Here is an 18,650-nt window from a genome sequence, read left to right on the forward strand (position 1 = left end):
GGATCGCGACGGGCGACGACGCTCAGTCGGTTCCGCAGAAGGCAGCGCCGTCGAACGAGAACACGGTGTCGCCGTGCTGATTGACGCCTTGCGTCGTGAACTCGAGGACGCCCCAGCCCTTGCGGCTGGCAGATGCCCGCTTGCCCGTCAGCGTCTGGGTGAAGGTCACCGTATCTCCAGCATAGACCGGCTTCGGCCAGGCAAGGTTCTTCACACCGGGGGAGGGGCCCATGCGCGGCGGCTGGTTGCCGGCGGCGACCCATGCTCGGGCGAGCGCAACCTGGCTTTCGACGTTCAGGCGCATGCAGACGCCAGCGGTGTGCCAGCCGGATGCGCACAGGCCGCCGAGAACGGAAGCCTTCGCTGCGTGTTCATCGAGGTGGAAGGCCTGCGGGTCGTATTTGGCCGCAAAGCGCTTGATGTCTTCGGCGAGGAAGATGTGCGCGCCCATCTCACGGGCTTCGCCGACGATCAGACTGTCCCAGAAGGTCATGCGGCAAGGCCTTCCCGCGTCAGAACGAGCAGGGTGTAGGCGCTTTCCAGAACCGTCTCGCCGGTCTGGTTGCGCAGATCCGTCGTGATCTTGAGGATGCCGAGGGTCGGACGCTTGGAGGACAGGCGGCGCGACAGGACGCGGGCGGTACCGTGAAGAACGTCGCCCGGCCGGACCGGCCGCTTCCAGCGGACGTAATCGACGCCGGGCGAGCCCTGCGACGAGGAATCGAGAATGTAGGCGTCAGCCATCATGCGCATCATCATGGCGCAGCTATGCCAGCCTGAAGCAGACAGACCGCCGAGAAGCGTGTCCTTCGCCGCCTCTTCATCGAGATGGAAGGGCTGCGGGTCGAATTCGCGGGCGAACTCGATCACCTCGTCCCGGGTCACGGGGTAGGGGCCGAGATCGATCTCGAGCCCTTCCGTGAAGTCCTCGTATGTGCGCATCAGGCCTCCCCAGCGGCGAAAAGGCTCTCCCTCCTTTCGCCGAATTTCGCGGGGGCGACGCAGATCTGCGCCGGCCCCCGCAAGCTCAGTTGTTGAACTTGAACATCAGGATGTCGCCGTCCTGGACGACGTATTCCTTGCCTTCGTCGCGGGCCTTGCCCGCTTCCTTGGCCGCGACCTCGCCGCCGAGCGAGACGAAGTCGTCGAAGGCGATGGTCTGGGCCCGGATGAAGCCCTTCTCGAAATCGGTGTGGATCACGCCGGCAGCCTGCGGTGCCTTGGCGCCACGCCGCACCGTCCAGGCGCGGGTCTCCTTCGGGCCTGCCGTGAAGTAGGTGATCAGGTCGAGCAGCGAGTAGCCGGCCTGGATCAGCCGGTCGAGGCCGGGCTCGGTCAGGCCCATCGCCTCCAGATAGTCGCCGACTTCCTCGGCGGGCAACTGCGCGATCTCCGCCTCGATGGCGGCCGAGATGACGACGCTCTTGGCGCCCTGCTTCTGCGCCATCGCCGCGACGGCTTCCGAATGGGCGTTGCCGCTCGCCGCATCGTCTTCGGCGACGTTGCAGACATAGAGGACGGGCTTGGAGGTCAGGAGGTTCAGCGTCTTCAGTTCGCTGCGCTCCTCGGCATCCATCCCGGCCAGGAGGACGCGGACCGGCTCGCCGTTCTGCAGCTTCGCCAGCGCCGCTTCCATCACGGGGAGGGCCTGGATCGCTTCCTTGTCCTTGCCGGTCGCCTTCTTGCGGGTCGCTACGATGCGGCGCTCCAGGCTCTCGAGGTCGGAGAGCATCAACTCGGTCTCGACCGTCTCGGCATCGGCGACGGGATCGACACGACCCTCGACATGGACGACGTCGTCATCCTCGAAGCAGCGCAGCACGTGAACGATGGCGTCTACTTCGCGGATGTTGGCGAGGAACTGGTTGCCGAGGCCTTCGCCCTTGGAGGCGCCACGCACCAGTCCGGCGATGTCGACGAAGGTAATCCGCGTCGGCAGGATGTTCGCCGACTTGGCGATGCCGGCGATGTCCTTCAGCCGCGGATCGGGAACCGGCACGTCGCCGGTGTTCGGCTCGGTCGTGCAGAACGGATAATTGGCTGCGGCCGCGGCGGCAGTCTTGGTGAGAGCGTTGAACAGCGTCGACTTGCCGACATTCGGCAGGCCGACGATCCCGCATCTGAAACCCATGGGGTGGTCCTTCGAAGATGGTCGTGTCTGACGCGTATCGCGCCGATCTTGGGGGCTGTTTGCAGCCTTCGCGGCGAGGGGTCAACTCTGGCGCCATCCAGGAAGGCGGCGACGGTCAGTCCTTGCCGAAGAGCCGCTTCAGCATGTCGGCCATTGGGCCCTTGTCCGGCACCTTCACTTGCGGCGGCGCGCCGCGCGCCTGACGAATATGGCTGCGCCCCTTGGGCGGGCCCGCCGGCTTGCTCGCGCTGGCCGCACCCTTGGCGCCCGATGGCTCGTTCGAGCTCGTGGAAAGGCTGACCTTGTTCATGAAGACCGCGTCCTCGCCCTTGGCGAGACTGTCGACATGGCGTGCGACGGCTTCGATGAACGGCTCCAGCCATTCGCGGTCGACCTTGGCGAAATCGCCGAGGACATAAGGGGAGACGGCGTCCTTGTTGCCCGGATGGCCGATGCCCATGCGCACGCGGCGGTAGTCCTTGGTGCCGAGATGGGCGTCAATGGAGCGCAGGCCGTTATGGCCGCCATTGCCGCCGCCCGTCTTCACCCGCAGCTTGCCGGGCGGCAGGTCGAGTTCGTCGTGGATGACGACGATCTGCGACGGCTCCAGCTTGAAGAAGCGTGCGGCGTCGCCGACCGAGCGGCCGGATTCGTTCATGAAGGTCTGGGGTTTGATCAGGACGACCTTCTCACCGCCGATCTGGCCCTCGGAAATCTCCGCCGAGAACTTCTTCGACCAGGGGGAGAAGGCAGGGTCGCGGGCGATCTCGTCGAGCGCCATGAACCCGATATTGTGGCGATTGCCGGCATAACGGGAGCCGGGATTGCCCAATCCTGCGATCAGCAACATCGCCCGGCTCCTTTCTGTTTCGTTCGGCGTTGAGCCGAGGCTGGGACTTACTTGTCCTCGCCGGACCCGTCTTCGCTGACCTCGGTGGCCTCGACCGCATCGGCCTCGACCTCGGTGGCCTCGTCATCCTCGGACCGCAGGGCGGCCGGGGCGGCGATCGTCGCGATGGTGAAGTCGCGGTCGGTGATCGTCACTTCGACGTTCTTCGGCAGGGTGAGTGCCGAGGCGTGGATCGAGTCGCCGATTTCCAGACCGGTCAGGTCGAGCGTGAAGTACTCCGGAATCGCGCTGGCCGGGGCATGGACCTCGACCTCGTGGCGGACGACGTTGATGACACCGCCGCGCTTGAGACCCGGGGATGCTTCCTCGTTCTCGAAATGCACGGGGATGTTGACCGTCACGCGGGTCTTCTCGGAGACGCGCAGGAAGTCGACATGCATCAGGAAGTCGCGGACCGGCTCCAGCTGATAGTCCTTCGGCAGGACCGAAATCTTCTGGCCGTCGACCTCGATGGTCGCAACATGGGTCATGAAACCGCCGGCGTGAAGCGCCAGGAAGGTTTCCTTGTAGGGGATGGCGATCGGCAGCGGGTCCTGCTTGTCGCCGTAGATGACTGCGGGGATCATACCGTTGCGGCGAAGATGTCTGGCGGCCCCCTTGCCGACCTTCTCGCGCGCCTCGGCCTTGACCGTAAAGGTCTCGCTCATGGCTTTGTCCTTCGTGCTGTGAGGTGGTCGATCAGACGGTGTGCCTGAAACGACGAAAAGCGGACCTGCGAGGGACCGCTCAACTCCGCGCTGCCTCCAAGGGTGTCTGCGCGGACGCCGTGCCTATACCCCAAGGCGCGCGGATGGACAAGGCAGCGCCGTGAATGGCGGGCCTAACGGCGGGCCGCGTCAGTCTTGTCGGCTTGGGATGCTTTCCACCCATCCGGCAGATCAGGATTGCGCGTATAGCCCGGCCCGACGGTGAGTGGCGCGGGCGGCATCACCGCGTCGGACATCTGCGAGGTGACCGTGAAGCTGTCCTCGAACAGCACGGCCCCGTCGCCGTTCTGCACCAGGCGCACGTCGACGCGGTAGGGGCGACCCTTGACGATCCCCCGCAAGGGAGGCGTGCGCAGGCCGTAGCGGGTCGTGCGCGCGGTCAGCTTCGCGCTGACCCGGATCGGCGGACCGCCGCCAGGATCCTCGAACACCGCCTCGATGCGCGAATAGGTCTTCACCGGGCGCTGCACGACCGCGGTGAAGCCATAGAAGGCCTCGGCTTCGCGATAATTGAAGATGAAACTCGAGCCGGCGATCGTCAGGTAGGGACGGTCCGCATCGGTTTCGCGGGTGACCCAGCCGATCGCAAGCAGGATGGCGACGAGACCGACGGTGGCCGTCACAACTCCCTGCGTGCCCAACTTGCCCAGTCGCGCGAACATGGCTTCTGTCCGATGGCCCGTGTGGCCAGGCGCACAGTCTAGCGCGGCGGGAGGCCGGTCACCAGCGTTCCAGCAAGGTCAGCCGTGAAGCGGCGCCAACCGGGCCGCCGCGGATCGGCTCAGTCGAACAGGCTCGAGACCGATTCCTCGGACGCCGTGCGCGCGATCGCCTCACCGAGAAGATTGGCGGTGGTGACGACGCGGATGTTCGCCGCCTCGTTGATCGCCTTGGTCGGCTGGATCGAGTCGGTGATCACCAGCTCCTTGAGGCTGGACGCGGTGATGCGCGAGACCGCGCCGCCCGACAGGACGCCATGGGTGATGTAGGCCGAAGCGCTGTTGGCGCCGGCCTGCACCAGCGCGTCGGCCGCGTTGCACAGCGTGCCGCCGGAATCGATGATGTCGTCAATCAGGATGCCGTTGCGGCCGGTGACGGCGCCGATGATGTTCATGACTTCCGACTCGCCAGGCCGGTCGCGGCGCTTGTCGACGATGGCCAGCGGCGCATCGAGACGCTTGGCGAGCGCGCGGGCGCGGACCACGCCGCCGACGTCGGGCGAGATGACCATCAGGTTCGACAGATCCTGATGCTCCTTCACGTCGCGCGCGATCAGCGGCACGGCGAAGAGGTTGTCGGTCGGGATGTCGAAGAAGCCCTGGATCTGACCGGCATGCAGGTCGAGGGTCATGACGCGGTCGGCGCCGGCCTCGGTGATCAGATTGGCGACCAACTTGGCCGAGATCGGGGTGCGCCCACCGGCCTTGCGGTCCTGCCGGGCATAGCCGAAATAGGGAAGCACTGCGGTGATGCGGCGGGCCGAGGCGCGGCGCATGGCGTCGATCATGATGAGCAGTTCCATCAGATGATCATTGGCCGGATAGGACGTCGACTGGACGATGAAGACGTCCTCGCCGCGGACGTTTTCCTTGATCTCCACGAAGACTTCCTGGTCGGCGAAGCGCCGGACCATGGCCTCCCCGAGTGGCAATTCCAGATAGCGTCCGATGGATTGAGCGAGGACGCGGTTGGAGTTGCCGCTGAAGAGTTTCATCGCGTTCTTTCCGATAGCGGGTACCGGTCGGGACGGCTTGGCTATGCCGCTTCGGTGGGCCATCCCGTCGCCTCCGGTTCGATGCAGGGGCTCATAGCAACATCGCGCGAAACTTCAACCCGCAGCCTTTCGCAATGCGGGATAAGTTCGGGTCACCGAGGAGGCTCAGCCGGTGCCGGTTGCGACCTGCGCGGCTTCCTGCAGCGTGCGGTCGGCGACAGCAGCGAGCGTCGACAGGTCGATGGCGGCCCAAGGGTCCGCGGCGGCGCCGGGTACGCTTTCCTGTCCCTGAATGCGCCGGACACGGCGGTCGCTCGCATCGAGCACATCCCAGACATAGACGAGGGTGGTAGAGGACCCGTCGTTGAACGCCGAGAAATAGCCCTTCAGGCGCACGCTCGACGGTGCTTCGGCGGCGGGGCGGATCGTGACGCCCTTGGCTGCAGCGCTTTCCGACAGGGCGCGGGCCAGAAGCACGGCCTTTTCCTCGGGCGCGCCGACGAGCGGCAAAAACTGCACTTCACCGACGCTTTGGCTGGCGCTGACGGACGCGGGGGCAGGCCCCGCTGGCGCGGTCGCTGCCGCCAACGTCGTCGGGGCAGCTGAGACAGGCTGGGAGGACTGCGGGGCCGGCGCTGCCTGCTGCTGAATGGGCGCGATCGGCGCGGAGGACACCGTCTGCTGCTGGACCGGCGGATAGGCCTGCTGGTTCATCGGCTGCGGCTGCTGCGACATGGCCGGCTGCGGATAACCCATGGTGCTGGAGGCGGCAGGTGGGGGCGCGGCGGCGAATTGCCGGGACGGGACGGAGGCGCTCATCGACCCGCTGCCCAGGGATCCGATACCGACGCTCGGCACCGGACCGTCGGGCCCGAAATCCATCGATGCCTCGGTACATCCGGAAAGGCTGGTGCCGAGACCGACCATCCCGAGCGTCAGGGCGATCATCGGCACGCGGCGGCGGGGATTGGATTCCACGGAGCTCGTTCCTTGCGACTGACGGCCAGCGTTCGACCGGGATCGTGGACCGTGAGTCGCAAGATAACGTTAAAAGGCGGTCGATTTTCTTCGAAAGCCCTGCGCCACAAGGCGCGGGCCTTCAATCTGGCGGCGACGGCCGCCTGAATCAGACCGAAATCAGGTCGAGAGAGAGCCGCGACAATGGCTCGGGGGCACCCGTCGTCGTCAGGTAGGTCCGGCCGAGCGTCATCGCCGTATCTCTGTCGGAATCCATGATGATCATGTGTGCGAAGAGGGTCATGTCCGGCACGATCGGCTGAGGATTGCCGGAGTAGAACATCGGCGTGTCCATCCACGACGGCGCGTAGCGCGCGCCCAGCGAATAGCCGCATGCGCTGAGGCGGTGGCGGACGAGTTCATGCGCTTCCATCACCGCCGCATGGGCATCGAAGACGTCGCCGAAGCTGCTGCCCGGAACCATCGCCGCCTCGACGGCATCCAGCGCCTCGCGCGCGGCCGTGTGCAGTTCGACATGGCGCTCGCTCGGGCGGCCGACGATCACCGTCTTCATCAAGGCGGCGTGGTACTGCGATTTGACGCCGGCCCATTCCAGCGTGAGCTGATCCTGGTCGTCGAGGATGCGGCGGCCCGACTTGTACCGGCACAGCAGGGCATCGCGGCCGGAGCCTACGATGAACGGGTTGGCCGGATAGTCGCCGCCCTGGCGCAGCACCTCTCCCTGGAGCGCTGCCAGGATGTCTGCCTCGTTGGCGCCCGCCTTGATCAACGGCAGGGCGGCATCGAACGCCTCGTCGCCGAGCCGTGCAGCCTCGCGCACGGTCTCGATCTCGGCAGGGGTTTTCACCGCCCGCAGCAACGGCACGAGGTTGGAGGCCTCCTTCAGCGTGGCGAAGGAGCCGAGCCTCTCCTGTACCATCTGGCCGTTGGCCGCGGTCAGGCCATGGGTCGCCCACTCGACGCCGATGCGGGCGCCGAGGAGGCCCATGTCGTCGAGCATGTCGCGCAGTTCGATGACCGGATCGGCGCTGCCCCGGTCGCGCCAGATGCTGATCGATTCCAGCGTCGAGGTTTGGCGCGCCTGCCGCAGATCGGCCGAGCGGGTCAGAAGCTGCATCTCGCCGTCGGCCTTCACCACCAGGCACTGGAAGTGACAGAAGCCGAAGGTGTCGTAGCCGGTCAGCCAGTACATCGATTCCTGGGCGAACAGCATCAGGGCGTCGAGCTTCTGCTCGCCCATCTCCAGCATGAGCCGGTCGCGGCGGGCGTCGAACTCGTCGCGTGAGAAATGCAGCATCCGAGGTTACTCCGCGAGGGCGATGGCAGAAAGCTGGCGGCCGTAATCGGGCTCGCCGCGATGCGTGGTGCGCCGGAAGGAAAAGAAGCGGTCCGGGTCGCCATAGGTGCAACGGTCGACGAAGCTGCCCTCGACGCCGCTGGCCCGCAGTTGCGCAACGATGAAGCCCGGCAGGTCGAACTGGCGCTTGTCGGTGCTGCGCCCGGGCTGGAAGAACCGTTCGCGTGCGGGCTCCGCGTCAAGGAACTCGGCGACCATCTCGAGGCCGACTTCGTAATTGGGCTGCGTGATCGTCGGCCCAAGCACGGCACGGATGGAATTGCGCTCGGCGCCGAGCCCTTCCATGGCGACGATCGTCGCTTCCAGAACGCCGTTCAGCGCACCACGCCAGCCGGCATGAGCCGCGCCGATCACGCCGTTCTCGGTATCCGCGAAGAGGACGGGCCCGCAGTCGGCGGTGACGACGCCGATGGCGAGGCCCTTGCGGCGCGTGGCGATCCCGTCGGCACGTGGGCGGTCGCCGGAGAAGGGAGCATCCACCACCACGGCGTCCGCCGAATGCACCTGCCAAGGTGTCGCGAGATCCGCGCTGCCCAGAGTGGCGAGCGCGCGGGCTCGGTTTTCCAGAACGTCTTCGGGACGGTCGTTCGAGCCGATCCCGACATTGAGCCCGGCATAGAGCCCTTCCGAGACCCCGCCGCTGCGGGTGAAAAAGGCATGGGCGATGCCTGGTCCTGCCAGACATTCCGACCGGACGACGGCGGAATCAGGCAGCGGCGACGCGGATCGGCTTCGAATTTCGGACATGGCGCGGGATCGTGGTCGAGGGGCAGGGCGAAGTCAATCCGCGGCGGGACCGTCGGTTGTGTCCGGCAATCCGGCCTCGTTCAGGCCGAAGGGTGGCAGGCTCATTGGGCGCGAGGCAGCGCACAGAACCTTGAAGATCTGGCCCATATCGCCGGAGCCCGTTCCCGCCAGACGCTGCACGGCGCCGGTGATTTCCGTTCGCGTCTTCTCGTCATGCGCAGCGCCGAGCGCGCCAGCCCGTTCCAGAAGGCCGAGGGCTAGAAGGAAGTCGCTTTGCGTGACCGTCGGCGATACGTAAAGCCCGCTCGCGCGGAACGGGGCGGCAATCCTGTCGAAGTCGACATGGCTGGTGATGTCGTTCTCGCCGGGGCGGTCCAGCGGGTCGGCGAAGGCATGGCCGTGCATCGCCTGCAATGTGTCCCCGAAACCGCTGCGGGAATGACCGTAATCGATGAAGAGGCCCGCGCCGCCGTCCGTGGCCAGCCGCTCGGCCAGGGCCGCGGCAATCCGTTCGCGTGCTGGCGAGACTTCCAGCACCGCGCCGGCCTTGGGCTCCACCAACCCCATCGCCCGGACGGCATCGGAAACCTGCGGGCGCGCTTCGCACAGCACGAACTCGAAGCGTCCGCTGTCGGTCGTCGATACGCAGCGTTCGCGCCAGTCGCTGCCGTCGAAGACATATTGGCGGACCGCCACCGCATCGAACAGTTCGTTGGCGACGACGACCATCGGTCGGCGCTCCAGATCCTCGATGCGGCGCACCCGGCGGATCGGCAGATCGAAGCGTCCCAGCGTCTGCATCTGCTCGTCGGCCAGCCGGTCGCTGGTTTCGACCAGCCGCACATCGGCCGCCCGCATGCAGTCCGGGGCGATGGAGCGCAGCGCGCGCAACATGTCGGCCATCATCGTCCCGCGGCCGGGGCCGCATTCGACCAGCAGAAAGGGGGCCGGACGGCCGAGGCCGGTCCAGGCCGAGGCGACCCAGGCACCGAGAAGCTCGCCGAACATCTGGCTCACCTCGGGGGCGGTGACGAAATCGCCGGCCCGGCCGAACGGATCGCGACGCGCATAATAGCCGTGCTCGCGATCGTAGAGTGCGAAGTTCCAGTAGCGGTCGACGCCGAGTGGACCTTCGACCCTGACATGCTCGGCAATCTTGCGGGCAAGCGCGTTCACGGCCGGGCGGTGCCCGCTTGATCGTCCTCCACCGGCTGGGGCTCGTAGGCGCGGGGACTGGCCGTCGCCATGGCCCAGATGCCGATGATCAGCATCGGAACCGACAACAGCATGCCCATGGTGAACCAGCCGCCATAGAGGTAGCCGAGTTGCACATCCGGCATGCGGAAGAACTCGACGAAGATGCGCGAGCAGCCATAACCGAAGAGGAACAGGCCGCCGACGAAGCGCGGACGACCGAGCATCTTGAAATGGTGCGTCGCGATCCGCAGCACGATGAACAGCAGAATGCCTTCGAGCAGCGCTTCGTAGAGCTGGCTGGGGTGGCGCGGCATCGGGCCGGCATCGGGAAAGACCATCGCCCAGGGTACCATGGTGGGCGCGCCCCACAATTCGCCGTTGATGAAGTTGGCGATGCGCCCGAAGAACAGGCCGAAGGGCACCGAGGCGGCGACGATGTCGATCAGGCTGAACAGCGGCACCTTGTAGACGCGACAGAACACCGCGATCGCCACCACCACGCCGATCAGGCCGCCATGGAACGCCATGCCGCCTTCCCAGACCCGGAACACCGCCAGGGGATCGGCGACGTAGCGTTCGAATTCGTAGAAAAATACCGAGCCGAGCCGGCCTCCCACCACGATGCCGATCGTGATGTAGAGGATGAAATCGTCGATCTGCAGCTTGGTGACCGGCGAGACGCCATTCGGCCAGAGCCGCGTGTTGCCCGCCAGATGGCGACCGTAGAGCCATCCGCAGAGAATGCCCGCGACGTAGGACAGGCCGTACCAGCGCAACTGGATCAGTCCGAGATCCAGGAAGATCGGATCGATCTGCGGATAGGTCAGGACACCGAGATAGGGGAGGGTGAGCATCGGTCCGCCATTGGGAGAAAGCGGGCGCTTGGCGCCCTTGCAGAAGCGGCGCGACCTTGGCCCGCGACCTTCACAGGGTCAAGCGTGGGCCGGCGCCGGCGATCGCTACCGTCCTCCCTGTGTGGCCCTCAAGCCTTCACCATCGCGTGCACTGCCATCTGAAGATGGTCACCGTTCAGGCAGGCTGCCACTGCCGCAAGCCGGCCCGGTCGCCATTGCCATCGTCCCCGGCGCTCTCTACCTCAACCCCGAAGAGAACGCGCGATGGCGCAAAACGGAGACCCATTCATGTCCAGGACAGGCCCCGGCCGCCAAGGCCCCAACCGGATGCTCGACGAGTTCGCCCGCGTCATGACCGATGCGGCAGGTGCCGCGCAGGGCGTGCGCCGCGAGATGGAGACCGTCTTCCGCGCGCAGGGCGAGCGGCTTCTGAACCAGATGGACCTCGTGCAGCGCGAAGAGTTCGAAGCGGTCCGCGACATGGCCGTGAAGGCGCGCACGGAAAACGAGGCGCTGAAGAAGCGGCTTGCCGATCTGGAAGCCCGAATGGCCGGAACCGGCGACGCCAACTGAGCGTCCAGCCGAGTTCTCCACAGCCTATCAACAGGTTTCGGGCGTTGCTCAATGCGCCCGAAAAGCCTTTGCCGAGAGTCGCTTAAGACTCGCCGCGAGCGACCGGCGATCCCGCTTGAATCCACCGAGTGGTGAATAATTCCTTAATCCCCTTAAGCCGGCGACTCCCCGTCTATATGCTGATTCATAAGGGTGATTCGACACGGAGCGGTGTCTCACTCCCGGTGGGAGCCGTTGCGGCAAATGGTGATCCCGCCGATGCGAATACGGGGACTCACCATGCAATTGACTGAACTTGCCACACTGCGCCAATCCAACCCGGTCGACATGATCGAATGGGTTGCGTCTGCGCGGGAATGGGCATTCGAACGATCCTGCGACGACGAGCTTGCGGTCGCTGTCGCTGGCGTCTGGACCGACTATTCGGTTTCCTTCTCCTGGGTCGAGGATATCGAGGCGCTGCATCTGGGGTGCGCGTTCGATCTTCGCATTCCGGCGCACCGCCGCGCCGAGGTCCTGCAGCTCCTCGCCTCAATCAACGAGAAGCTCCTGGTCGGCCATTTCGACCTTTGGCAGAACGAGAATGCGGTGATGTTCCGCCATGCCCTGCTCCTGTCCGGCGGTGCGGAGCCGACGAGCCAGCAGGCCGAGCGCATGCTGACCAGTGCGCTGGAAAGTTGCGAGCGGTTCTACCAGGCGTTCCAGTTCGTCATCTGGGCCGACAAGACGGCGCAGGAAGCGCTGGCTTGCGCGCTGTTCGAGACCCAGGGCGAGGCCTGATATGGCAACGGCCCAGCGCATCCTGCTTCTTGGCGGCGGCAACATGGGGGCGGCCCTCCTCGGGGGCTGGCTGGACAAGGGGCTCGATCCGGCCCGGGTGCTGGTGGTCGATCCGAAGGTCGGCGACACGCTGCGGCCGCTGATCGAACGCTACGGCGTGCGTCACGCGACGTCCGTGCCGCAGGAGACCTTCGACGTCGCCCTGCTGGCTGTGAAGCCGCAGATGATGGGCGCGGCGCTGCCAGACCTGCGCGACGCGCTGACATCGGACAGCCTCGTGGTTTCGATCGCCGCCGGTACGACCATCGCCGCCATCGAGGGGTTGCTCGGCGAGCATCCGGTGGTGCGGGCCATGCCGAACACGCCGGCGCTCATCGGGCGCGGCGTGACCGGTGCCTTTGCCAATGAGCGGGTCGATGCGGCTGGTCGCGAGACGGCCGACGATCTGCTGTCGGCCAACGGGCCGGTGGAGTGGGTCGAGGTGGAAACGCTGATCGACGCGGTGACCGGGGTCTCCGGCAGCGGGCCGGCCTACGTCTTTCATCTGGCCGAGTGCCTGGCGAAGGCGGGCGAGGCGGCAGGCCTGCCGGCCGATCTCGCCATGCGTCTGGCCCGCCATACGGTCGCCGGTGCCGGTGAACTGATGATCCGCTCGGACCAGACGCCAGCGACGCTGCGCCAGAACGTGACATCGCCGAACGGCACCACCCAGGCGGCTCTCGACGTTCTGATGGCCGAGGACGGGTTGGCCCCGCTGATGGAGCGGGCCGTGCGCGCGGCGCGCGACCGGGCCGAAGCTCTGTCGAAGGAGTAGCGTGTGAGCGCCCAGAAAGACGACATGCCATCTGCGCAGATTGGCTTCGACGACTTCATGAAGGTCGACATCCGTGTCGGCACCATCGTCGAGGCGGCACCGTTCCCCGAAGCGCGCAAGCCGGCGATCAAGCTCACGATCGATTTCGGGGCCCCGCTCGGGCGCAAGAAATCCTCGGCACAGATCACCCGGCACTACGAGCCTGCAGAGCTGGTCGGCCGGCAGGTGCTGGCGGTCGTCAACTTCCCGCCGCGCCAGATTGGCCCGATGATGTCAGAGGTGCTCACCCTCGGCGTGCCGGACGCCGATGGCGAGGTCGTGCTGATCGGCCCGAGCCAAAAAGTCCCCGAGGGGGGCCGCCTCTACTGAGGCAAATGCTCAGGCCGGTACGCGGATCAGCGCCCGCAACCCGCCGAGCCTGGAATCCGACAAGAGGATGTCGCCGCCGAAACTGCGGGCGATGTCACGGGCGATGGCCAGGCCCAGCCCGGTGCCGCCGCTGTCGATGTTGCGCGCGGTGTCGAGGCGCACGAAGGGCTTGAACACCTCCTCGCGCTGTTCGGCCGCAATGCCCGGCCCGTCGTCCTCCACCGTGATGGTCAGCCAGCGATCCTCGTGGGTTGCCGCGACCTTGACGCGATCGCCGTGACGCATGGCATTGGTGACGATGTTGGTCACCATGCGCGTGAAGGAATCCGGTCGCACCGCGATGCGCGGGTCACCGTCGATCACCAGTTCCAGATGCTTGCCCTTGAGCTTGGCTTCGTTGCGAAACTTGGTCAGCATCGGGGCCAGATCGAGCTCGCCGATCTCCTCGGCCGCCTCGTTCCGGGCAAAGGCCAGATAGCCCTCCAGCATGCGCTGCATCTCGTCGACGTCGGCGTTGAGCTCGTCCTGGTCCTCGCCTTCACCGAGCAGCGCCAGCTGCAGCCGGAAGCGGGTGAGAATGGTCCGCAGATCGTGGCTGACGCCGGTCAGCATGGCGGTCCGCTGTTCCATCTGCCGTTCGATCCGGTCGCGCATCTGGATGAAGGCGAGCGATGCGCGCCGGACTTCTGATGCACCGCGGGGTCGGAAGTCCGGTGGCATCGGCTGGCCGCGGCCGAAGCCTTCCGCCGCAGCCGCCAGTGTCTGGATCGGCCGGATCTGGTTGCGCAGGAACAGCACGGCGATGATCATCAGCACCAGCGACGTGCCGACCATCCAGACGAGGAAGATGTGCGTGTTGGACGCATAGGCGGAGTTGCGCGTGGCGAAGATCCGCATCACCCGGTCGTCCAGCCGGATGCGGATCTCGACGATCTTGGAATTGCCGACGGTGTCGATCCAGAACGGGCGGCCGATCTGCCGGGTCAGTTCCTCGCTGAGAATGCCGTCGAGGATATTGAAGAACGGCTTCGGGGCAGGCGGCGGCAGCGGCTCGGCCGGCAGCACCGAGACGTTGAGGTCGAGATTGTTGCGCGCGATGCGGATGATGTCGCTGTAGTCCGAGCCCGGCGGCCGCGTCTGCACCAGCGCCGTGATCGCGGCGATATCCTGCACCACCGCCTCCGACAGGCGCTGGGTGACGAGCTGCCAGTGGCGCTCCATGAACACCACGGTCACGACGCACTGCAGAAGGACGACCGGCGCCATGATGATGATCAGCGAGCGCGCATAGAGCCCCTTCGGCATATAGCGCTGGATGATCCGCGGGATCGGCCGCAGGGGACCCCGCCAGATGTCGAGGGACGGGGGCCGACCGAGGCGCCAGCTCCGGCCGGTCTCCTGCGCAGTCGTCGCATCGCGGCGGAACGGATTCCACCGGGGCCGTTGCTGCATGAGCCGTCCGAGAACCGACATGATGCCTGCTCAGTCCGTGTTCAGGCGATAGCCGATGCCGCGCACGGTCTGAAGCCAGAGCGGGTTGGCCGGATCGCCCTCGATCTTGCGTCGCAGACGGTTGATCTGGACGTCCACAGTGCGCTCGCCGACCTCGGTTTCGTCGCCGAGGAGATCCTGTCTGGGGATCGTCTCGCCCGGATTGCCGGCGAATTGCGACATCATCGCCTTTTCGCGATCGGTCAGCCGGATGATCTCGCCCCCGCGCTTCAGTTCGCAGCGGGAAAGCGAGAAGGTGAAGGGACCGAAACGGATATGCTCGAGCTTCTGGATCGGCGCCTGGCTGCCGCGCCGCAGGATGTTGTTGACCCGCAGCAGCAATTCGCGCGGATCGAAAGGCTTGGCCAGATAGTCGTCGGCGCCGGCTTCCAGGCCCTCGATGCGATGCTCGGTTTCCGAGCGGGCCGTCAGCATCAGCACCGGCGCCTGCCGGTTGGTGCGCAGCGATCGAACCAGCTCGATGCCGCTTTCGCCAGGCATCATCACGTCGACGACCAGGAGGTCGAAGTCGAGCCCTTCCAGGATCCGCCGCGCCTCGCCGGCATCCGCCGCCACGGAGACCCGGAACTGCTGTTCGCTGAGGAACCGCAGCAGCAGCGAGCGGATCCGGCGATCGTCGTCGATGACGAGGATATGGGGCGCGTCGTCGCCGAGCGGCGAGGGGGCCTGCCGTTGCACCGCCGTCGTCTCCGTCATCTCGCTCATAGCGGCTCCTTTCGGTCGATGCCCTTCTTCCTGAACCACTCGCGCGTCGTCGGCCGATCGTCGGCCATCTCCATCAGGAAGGCGCCGATCGGTCCGGCATCGCCCGGCGAGGTGTTGCCGAGCGCCGCCTCGATGCGCCGCGCCTGCGCCCGCGACAGTTCCAGCGTCAATTCGCGCCCGCGTTCGGTCGGGAACAGACAGCGTTGGCGCCGATCCTCGACGCCGGGCATCTGCCGCACGAAGCCGCCGTCGATCAACTGGCGCAACACCCGCGACAGGGACTGCTTGGTTATCTGGAGCAGATCGAGGAGTTCGGCGATGGTCATCCCCGGATCGCGGTTGACGAAATGCAGCACCCGGTGATGGGCCCGGCCGAAACCATAGCGCATCAGGATCGAGTCCGCGTCCGTCGTGAATTCCCGATAGGCGAAGAAAAGCAGCTCGATCATGCGAAAATCGAGCTCGCCCCGTGTGGGCAGCGGCTCTCGCACGATCGCGTCCTCGGCGTCCGGCACGCGATCATCGGAGGTCAGGGCGGCATCCATAATTTAGGTCAGCAGTGTTGACGTAATTTGGTTCCATTGTTACACCTTGCCTGCGAGAGTGGAAACCGTCGCTTGCGACCATTCCCCTCCCGGCCCATTGTCGGCTTCGGGCTGTCCGCGTCAGGGAAGACCGGACGCAGTCGGCAGACAAGCCACGAATCGGTCAGAAGCCGATCGCCGTTACACCACGGATAGGGAGGACGCCGGGACAGGCGTCGACAACCATGAGCAGTGTTCCATTCGACCAGCTTGACGGCGAAATCTGGTACAACGGCGAGTTCCTGCCGTGGAAAGACGCCAAGATCCACGTTCTGACCCATGGTCTGCACTACGCAAGCGCCGTGTTCGAAGGCGAGCGCGCCTATGGTGGCACAGTCTTCAAGCTGCGCGAGCACACCGAGCGGCTGATCGCCTCGGGCCGCATGATCGGGTTCGAGATTCCCTACAGCGCCGACGAGATCGACGCGGCGACAAACGAACTCCTGGTGCGCCAGGGCTTCACCGATGCCTATGTCCGCCCGATCGCCTTCCGCGGGTCAGAGATGATGGGCGTGTCGGCGCAGAAGAACCGGATCAACGTCGCGATCGCCATCTGGCAGTGGCCGAGCTATTTCGACCCGGAGCAGCGGATGAAGGGCATCCGGCTGGATCTCGCCGAATATCGCCGTCCCGATCCGCGCACCGCGCCGTCGAAGGCCAAGGCAACCGGCCTCTACATGATCTGCACCATCTCCAAGCACGCGGCCGAGGCCAAGGGCTATGCCGACGCGCTGATGCTGGACTGGCGCGGCCAAGTGGCCGAGGCGACCGGTGCCAACGTCTTCTTCGTCAAGGACGGCATCATCCACACGCCGACGCCGGACTGCTTCCTCGACGGCATCACCCGCCGCACGGTGATCGAACTGGCCAAGCGCCGCGGCATCGAAGTGCGCGAGCGGGCGATCATGCCCGAGGAACTGGCCGATTTCGACGAGTGCTTCCTCTGTGGCACGGCCGCCGAGGTCACGCCGGTGTCCGAGATCGCCGAATGGCGCTTCACGCCGGGCGAGACGACGCGCCGGCTGGTCGAGGACTATACCGCCGTGGTGCAGCCCCAGCGCGCCGCCGCCGAATAGGCGGAACACCCGCTTCTGACACCATCAGCTTACCGGCCGCGGCACTCGCTGCGGCCGGTCGCGTGCTTGCCTCCGCCGTCTGCCCCGCGTTAACAGCCGGGCACAGCAACCGACGCCCGAGGCTCACGTGACAACACTCAACGCCCAGATCGTTCCCGTCACGCCATTCCAACAGAATTGCTGCATCCTCTTCGATGCCGAGGACAAGGTCGGCGTCGTGGTCGATCCCGGCGGTGACGTCGACCGGATCGCGGAGGCCATCGAGAAGGCCGGGATTGCCATCGAGGCGATCTGGCTGACCCACGGCCATATCGACCACGCCGGCGGGGCCATGGAACTGAAGGAACGCCTCGGCGTCGACATCGTCGGCCCGCACAAGGCCGATGCCTTCCTCCTGGCCGGACTGTCAGAACAGGCGCGGATGTTCGGAATTCCGGGCGCAGTGCGCGATTGCACGCCGGACCGCTGGCTGGAGGAGGGCGAGACCCTCGCCTTTAGCGGCCATCGTTTCGAGGTGCTGCACACGCCGGGTCATGCGCCGGGCCATGTCGTCTTCTACAACCGGGCCGCCAAATTCCTGCACGCCGGCGACGTCCTGTTCTCCGGTTCGATCGGCCGCACCGATCTGCCGGGCGGCGACCACGCGACGCTGATCGCCTCGATCAAGGACAAGGTGCTTCCGCTCGGCGACGATGTCGGCTTTATCTGCGGCCACGGGCCCGGCGGACGCCTTGGCGACGAGCGCCGCGGCAATCCGTTCCTGACCTGAGGAGCCTGGCTCCTCGTCTCCGTCAGTCGCAGAACTGCGACTGTCCCTGTGCGTCGACATAGGTCCCGTAATCGGGGTCGAAGCTCTCATGCTCGCTCGTGCAGCGGTCCAGCCATTCGCGGGTCCACGGGGCGGCGCGATCGACCTGTTCCGGTTCGGCACGCGCAGTTGGCCGAGGCACATCGGCGCTGTCCGTTGCGAGCGCCGCGACGCGCTGACCATATCCGGGGGCGATCCGGATGATCTGCGGTCCGCCGATCTTGTAGATCACCTCCACGCCGGAGGCCGGCATCGGCCGGCGGTCGAGCCGCGCACTCTCGACGTCGATGATCTTCGCTTTCGTTCGCATCCTGTTCGCGCTCTTTCCAGACACCTGGGTGCCCGAGCCGTAACTGCGGTCGCCGAGATCACTGGTGATGATTGTGAACGAGCCGGACGAGCGCTGGACGGTCCTCGGAGCCGCTACCTCCCGCCAGCCGCGACCGCGACGCAGGCGCCGGTCGTCGATCAGGATGTCCGGTTCGACGACGACCGAACCACCGTCTTCGAGAAACTCTTCCCGCTCGTCGGAATAGACGATATCGGCGGGCGTGCGGATCGATCCGCCGTCCCTCAGGAATTCGCGATCACCGCCCGACCTGACGACGATGTCGGGCCGTCTGCCGATCCCCCCGCCATCGTCGAGGAAACCATCGCGACGCTGGCCGTTCCGGATTCCGCGCCGGGGCTGCAGGGGACCGCCGCCGTCGAGGAAGCCACCTGTCGGGTCGCTGGACTGCGGTCGCGAACTGCTGCCGCCGCCGCCATCGAGATAGGTCTGGGCGCTGGCGGGTGCTGTAGCAAGGAACATGGCGGTGAGGCTGGCGATCACAG

At 66.2% G+C, this 18,650-nt stretch carries 22 protein-coding genes; 6 read left to right on the top strand and 16 right to left on the bottom strand.

Annotated elements, in window-relative coordinates; translation table 11 throughout:
• Positions 1-22: 22 nt before the first annotated feature.
• From ACEQX1_RS11535 to lgt, 12 genes are all read right to left on the bottom strand, one after another.
• The gene (locus ACEQX1_RS11535; RefSeq protein WP_370193706.1) at positions 23-493 is read right to left on the bottom strand and encodes a MaoC family dehydratase; all 471 of its coding nucleotides are present in this window, start codon (positions 491-493) and stop codon (positions 23-25) included.
• Positions 490-942: a MaoC family dehydratase gene (locus ACEQX1_RS11540; protein WP_370193707.1), complete on the bottom strand. Its 453-nt coding sequence runs from the start codon at positions 940-942 to the stop codon at positions 490-492. The genes ACEQX1_RS11535 and ACEQX1_RS11540 overlap by 4 nt, the downstream gene beginning before the upstream one ends.
• Before the next feature lie 85 nt (positions 943-1,027).
• Positions 1,028-2,131, bottom strand: coding sequence for a redox-regulated ATPase YchF (ychF, locus tag ACEQX1_RS11545; RefSeq protein ID WP_370196844.1), 1,104 nt, complete (start codon positions 2,129-2,131; stop codon positions 1,028-1,030).
• Between the two features lie 115 nt (positions 2,132-2,246).
• Positions 2,247-2,981: an aminoacyl-tRNA hydrolase gene (pth, locus tag ACEQX1_RS11550; protein WP_370194565.1), complete on the bottom strand. Its 735-nt coding sequence runs from the start codon at positions 2,979-2,981 to the stop codon at positions 2,247-2,249.
• Positions 2,982-3,028: 47 nt separating this feature from the next.
• Complete coding sequence (locus ACEQX1_RS11555) at positions 3,029-3,688, bottom strand: 50S ribosomal protein L25/general stress protein Ctc (protein ID WP_230784606.1); 660 nt, start codon at positions 3,686-3,688, stop codon at positions 3,029-3,031.
• Between the two features lie 173 nt (positions 3,689-3,861).
• The gene (locus ACEQX1_RS11560) at positions 3,862-4,410 is read right to left on the bottom strand and encodes a hypothetical protein (protein WP_370194566.1); all 549 of its coding nucleotides are present in this window, start codon (positions 4,408-4,410) and stop codon (positions 3,862-3,864) included.
• A 119-nt stretch (positions 4,411-4,529) separates the two neighbouring features.
• Complete coding sequence (locus ACEQX1_RS11565) at positions 4,530-5,462, bottom strand: ribose-phosphate pyrophosphokinase (protein WP_370196845.1); 933 nt, start codon at positions 5,460-5,462, stop codon at positions 4,530-4,532.
• Between the two features lie 165 nt (positions 5,463-5,627).
• The gene (locus ACEQX1_RS11570) at positions 5,628-6,440 is read right to left on the bottom strand and encodes a hypothetical protein (protein ID WP_370194568.1); all 813 of its coding nucleotides are present in this window, start codon (positions 6,438-6,440) and stop codon (positions 5,628-5,630) included.
• A 148-nt stretch (positions 6,441-6,588) separates the two neighbouring features.
• Positions 6,589-7,737 (bottom strand): M24 family metallopeptidase, encoded by a 1,149-nt coding sequence (locus tag ACEQX1_RS11575; RefSeq protein WP_370196846.1) that lies wholly within the window; start codon positions 7,735-7,737, stop codon positions 6,589-6,591.
• Between the two features lie 6 nt (positions 7,738-7,743).
• Positions 7,744-8,544 (bottom strand): peptidoglycan editing factor PgeF, encoded by an 801-nt coding sequence (pgeF, locus tag ACEQX1_RS11580; RefSeq protein WP_370194570.1) that lies wholly within the window; start codon positions 8,542-8,544, stop codon positions 7,744-7,746.
• Between the two features lie 33 nt (positions 8,545-8,577).
• Entirely contained in the window at positions 8,578-9,720 is a 1,143-nt protein-coding gene (locus tag ACEQX1_RS11585; protein WP_370194571.1) for a class I SAM-dependent methyltransferase, read from the bottom strand.
• On the bottom strand, positions 9,717-10,595 hold the full coding sequence (lgt, locus tag ACEQX1_RS11590; protein ID WP_370196847.1) for a prolipoprotein diacylglyceryl transferase: 879 nt from the start codon (positions 10,593-10,595) through the stop codon (positions 9,717-9,719). Before lgt ends, ACEQX1_RS11585 begins: the two co-directional genes overlap by 4 nt.
• 288 nt (positions 10,596-10,883) lie before the next feature.
• Between lgt and ACEQX1_RS11595 the strand changes: the two genes are divergently transcribed.
• The 4 genes from ACEQX1_RS11595 (at position 10,884) to ACEQX1_RS11610 (ending at position 13,131) form a co-directional block, all read left to right on the top strand.
• Positions 10,884-11,168: an accessory factor UbiK family protein gene (locus ACEQX1_RS11595; RefSeq protein WP_035694822.1), complete on the top strand. Its 285-nt coding sequence runs from the start codon at positions 10,884-10,886 to the stop codon at positions 11,166-11,168.
• A 279-nt stretch (positions 11,169-11,447) separates the two neighbouring features.
• A complete protein-coding gene (locus tag ACEQX1_RS11600; protein ID WP_009210236.1) occupies positions 11,448-11,948 on the top strand; it encodes a YbjN domain-containing protein in 501 nt (166 codons plus the stop codon).
• Position 11,949: 1 nt separating this feature from the next.
• Positions 11,950-12,762 carry a pyrroline-5-carboxylate reductase gene (gene proC / locus ACEQX1_RS11605; RefSeq protein ID WP_370194573.1) on the top strand — a complete coding sequence of 271 codons (813 nt, stop codon included), beginning with the start codon at positions 11,950-11,952 and terminating at the stop codon, positions 12,760-12,762.
• 24 nt (positions 12,763-12,786) lie between these two features.
• Entirely contained in the window at positions 12,787-13,131 is a 345-nt protein-coding gene (locus tag ACEQX1_RS11610) for a tRNA-binding protein (RefSeq protein WP_370194586.1), read from the top strand.
• A 9-nt stretch (positions 13,132-13,140) separates the two neighbouring features.
• Here the strand turns inward: ACEQX1_RS11610 and ACEQX1_RS11615 are convergent, their stop codons facing one another.
• The 3 genes from ACEQX1_RS11615 to ACEQX1_RS11625 all read right to left on the bottom strand — a co-directional run bounded on the left by ACEQX1_RS11615 (position 13,141) and on the right by ACEQX1_RS11625 (position 15,893).
• Complete coding sequence (locus ACEQX1_RS11615) at positions 13,141-14,436, bottom strand: ATP-binding protein (RefSeq protein ID WP_188075852.1); 1,296 nt, start codon at positions 14,434-14,436, stop codon at positions 13,141-13,143.
• Between the two features lie 177 nt (positions 14,437-14,613).
• Positions 14,614-15,348: a response regulator gene (locus ACEQX1_RS11620; RefSeq protein WP_370194574.1), complete on the bottom strand. Its 735-nt coding sequence runs from the start codon at positions 15,346-15,348 to the stop codon at positions 14,614-14,616.
• Positions 15,345-15,893, bottom strand: a complete 549-nt coding sequence (locus tag ACEQX1_RS11625) for a MarR family winged helix-turn-helix transcriptional regulator (RefSeq protein WP_024350440.1) — start codon at positions 15,891-15,893, stop codon at positions 15,345-15,347. The genes ACEQX1_RS11620 and ACEQX1_RS11625 overlap by 4 nt, the downstream gene beginning before the upstream one ends.
• 224 nt (positions 15,894-16,117) lie before the next feature.
• On the opposite strand from ACEQX1_RS11625, the gene ACEQX1_RS11630 reads away from it, so the two are divergent.
• The gene (locus ACEQX1_RS11630; protein WP_187390505.1) at positions 16,118-17,008 is read left to right on the top strand and encodes a branched-chain amino acid aminotransferase; all 891 of its coding nucleotides are present in this window, start codon (positions 16,118-16,120) and stop codon (positions 17,006-17,008) included.
• Positions 17,009-17,135: 127 nt separating this feature from the next.
• A complete protein-coding gene (locus ACEQX1_RS11635; RefSeq protein WP_370194575.1) occupies positions 17,136-17,777 on the top strand; it encodes an MBL fold metallo-hydrolase in 642 nt (213 codons plus the stop codon).
• A gap of 22 nt (positions 17,778-17,799) precedes the next feature.
• Here the strand turns inward: ACEQX1_RS11635 and ACEQX1_RS11640 are convergent, their stop codons facing one another.
• Positions 17,800-18,648 carry a hypothetical protein gene (locus ACEQX1_RS11640; protein ID WP_370196848.1) on the bottom strand — a complete coding sequence of 283 codons (849 nt, stop codon included), beginning with the start codon at positions 18,646-18,648 and terminating at the stop codon, positions 17,800-17,802.
• Positions 18,649-18,650 lie beyond the last annotated feature (2 nt).

This window comes from Aurantimonas sp., assembly GCF_964217435.1.
In the GTDB taxonomy this organism is placed as follows: domain Bacteria; phylum Pseudomonadota; class Alphaproteobacteria; order Rhizobiales; family Rhizobiaceae; genus Aurantimonas; species Aurantimonas coralicida.

Coding starts and splice junctions, on each gene's coding strand:
- ychF (WP_370196844.1), bottom strand. CDS start 2,131: ATGGGTTTCAGATGCGGGATCGTCGGCCTGCCGAATGTCGGCAAGTCG.
- ACEQX1_RS11610 (WP_370194586.1), top strand. CDS start 12,787: ATGCCATCTGCGCAGATTGGCTTCGACGACTTCATGAAGGTCGACATC.
- ACEQX1_RS11555 (WP_230784606.1), bottom strand. CDS start 3,688: ATGAGCGAGACCTTTACGGTCAAGGCCGAGGCGCGCGAGAAGGTCGGC.
- ACEQX1_RS11620 (WP_370194574.1), bottom strand. CDS start 15,348: ATGAGCGAGATGACGGAGACGACGGCGGTGCAACGGCAGGCCCCCTCG.
- ACEQX1_RS11575 (WP_370196846.1), bottom strand. CDS start 7,737: ATGCTGCATTTCTCACGCGACGAGTTCGACGCCCGCCGCGACCGGCTC.
- ACEQX1_RS11600 (WP_009210236.1), top strand. CDS start 11,448: ATGCAATTGACTGAACTTGCCACACTGCGCCAATCCAACCCGGTCGAC.
- ACEQX1_RS11625 (WP_024350440.1), bottom strand. CDS start 15,893: ATGGATGCCGCCCTGACCTCCGATGATCGCGTGCCGGACGCCGAGGAC.
- ACEQX1_RS11540 (WP_370193707.1), bottom strand. CDS start 942: ATGCGCACATACGAGGACTTCACGGAAGGGCTCGAGATCGATCTCGGC.
- ACEQX1_RS11630 (WP_187390505.1), top strand. CDS start 16,118: ATGAGCAGTGTTCCATTCGACCAGCTTGACGGCGAAATCTGGTACAAC.
- ACEQX1_RS11565 (WP_370196845.1), bottom strand. CDS start 5,462: ATGAAACTCTTCAGCGGCAACTCCAACCGCGTCCTCGCTCAATCCATC.
- ACEQX1_RS11595 (WP_035694822.1), top strand. CDS start 10,884: ATGTCCAGGACAGGCCCCGGCCGCCAAGGCCCCAACCGGATGCTCGAC.
- lgt (WP_370196847.1), bottom strand. CDS start 10,595: ATGCTCACCCTCCCCTATCTCGGTGTCCTGACCTATCCGCAGATCGAT.
- pgeF (WP_370194570.1), bottom strand. CDS start 8,544: ATGTCCGAAATTCGAAGCCGATCCGCGTCGCCGCTGCCTGATTCCGCC.
- proC (WP_370194573.1), top strand. CDS start 11,950: ATGGCAACGGCCCAGCGCATCCTGCTTCTTGGCGGCGGCAACATGGGG.
- pth (WP_370194565.1), bottom strand. CDS start 2,981: ATGTTGCTGATCGCAGGATTGGGCAATCCCGGCTCCCGTTATGCCGGC.
- ACEQX1_RS11535 (WP_370193706.1), bottom strand. CDS start 493: ATGACCTTCTGGGACAGTCTGATCGTCGGCGAAGCCCGTGAGATGGGC.
- ACEQX1_RS11615 (WP_188075852.1), bottom strand. CDS start 14,436: ATGCCGAAGGGGCTCTATGCGCGCTCGCTGATCATCATCATGGCGCCG.
- ACEQX1_RS11560 (WP_370194566.1), bottom strand. CDS start 4,410: ATGTTCGCGCGACTGGGCAAGTTGGGCACGCAGGGAGTTGTGACGGCC.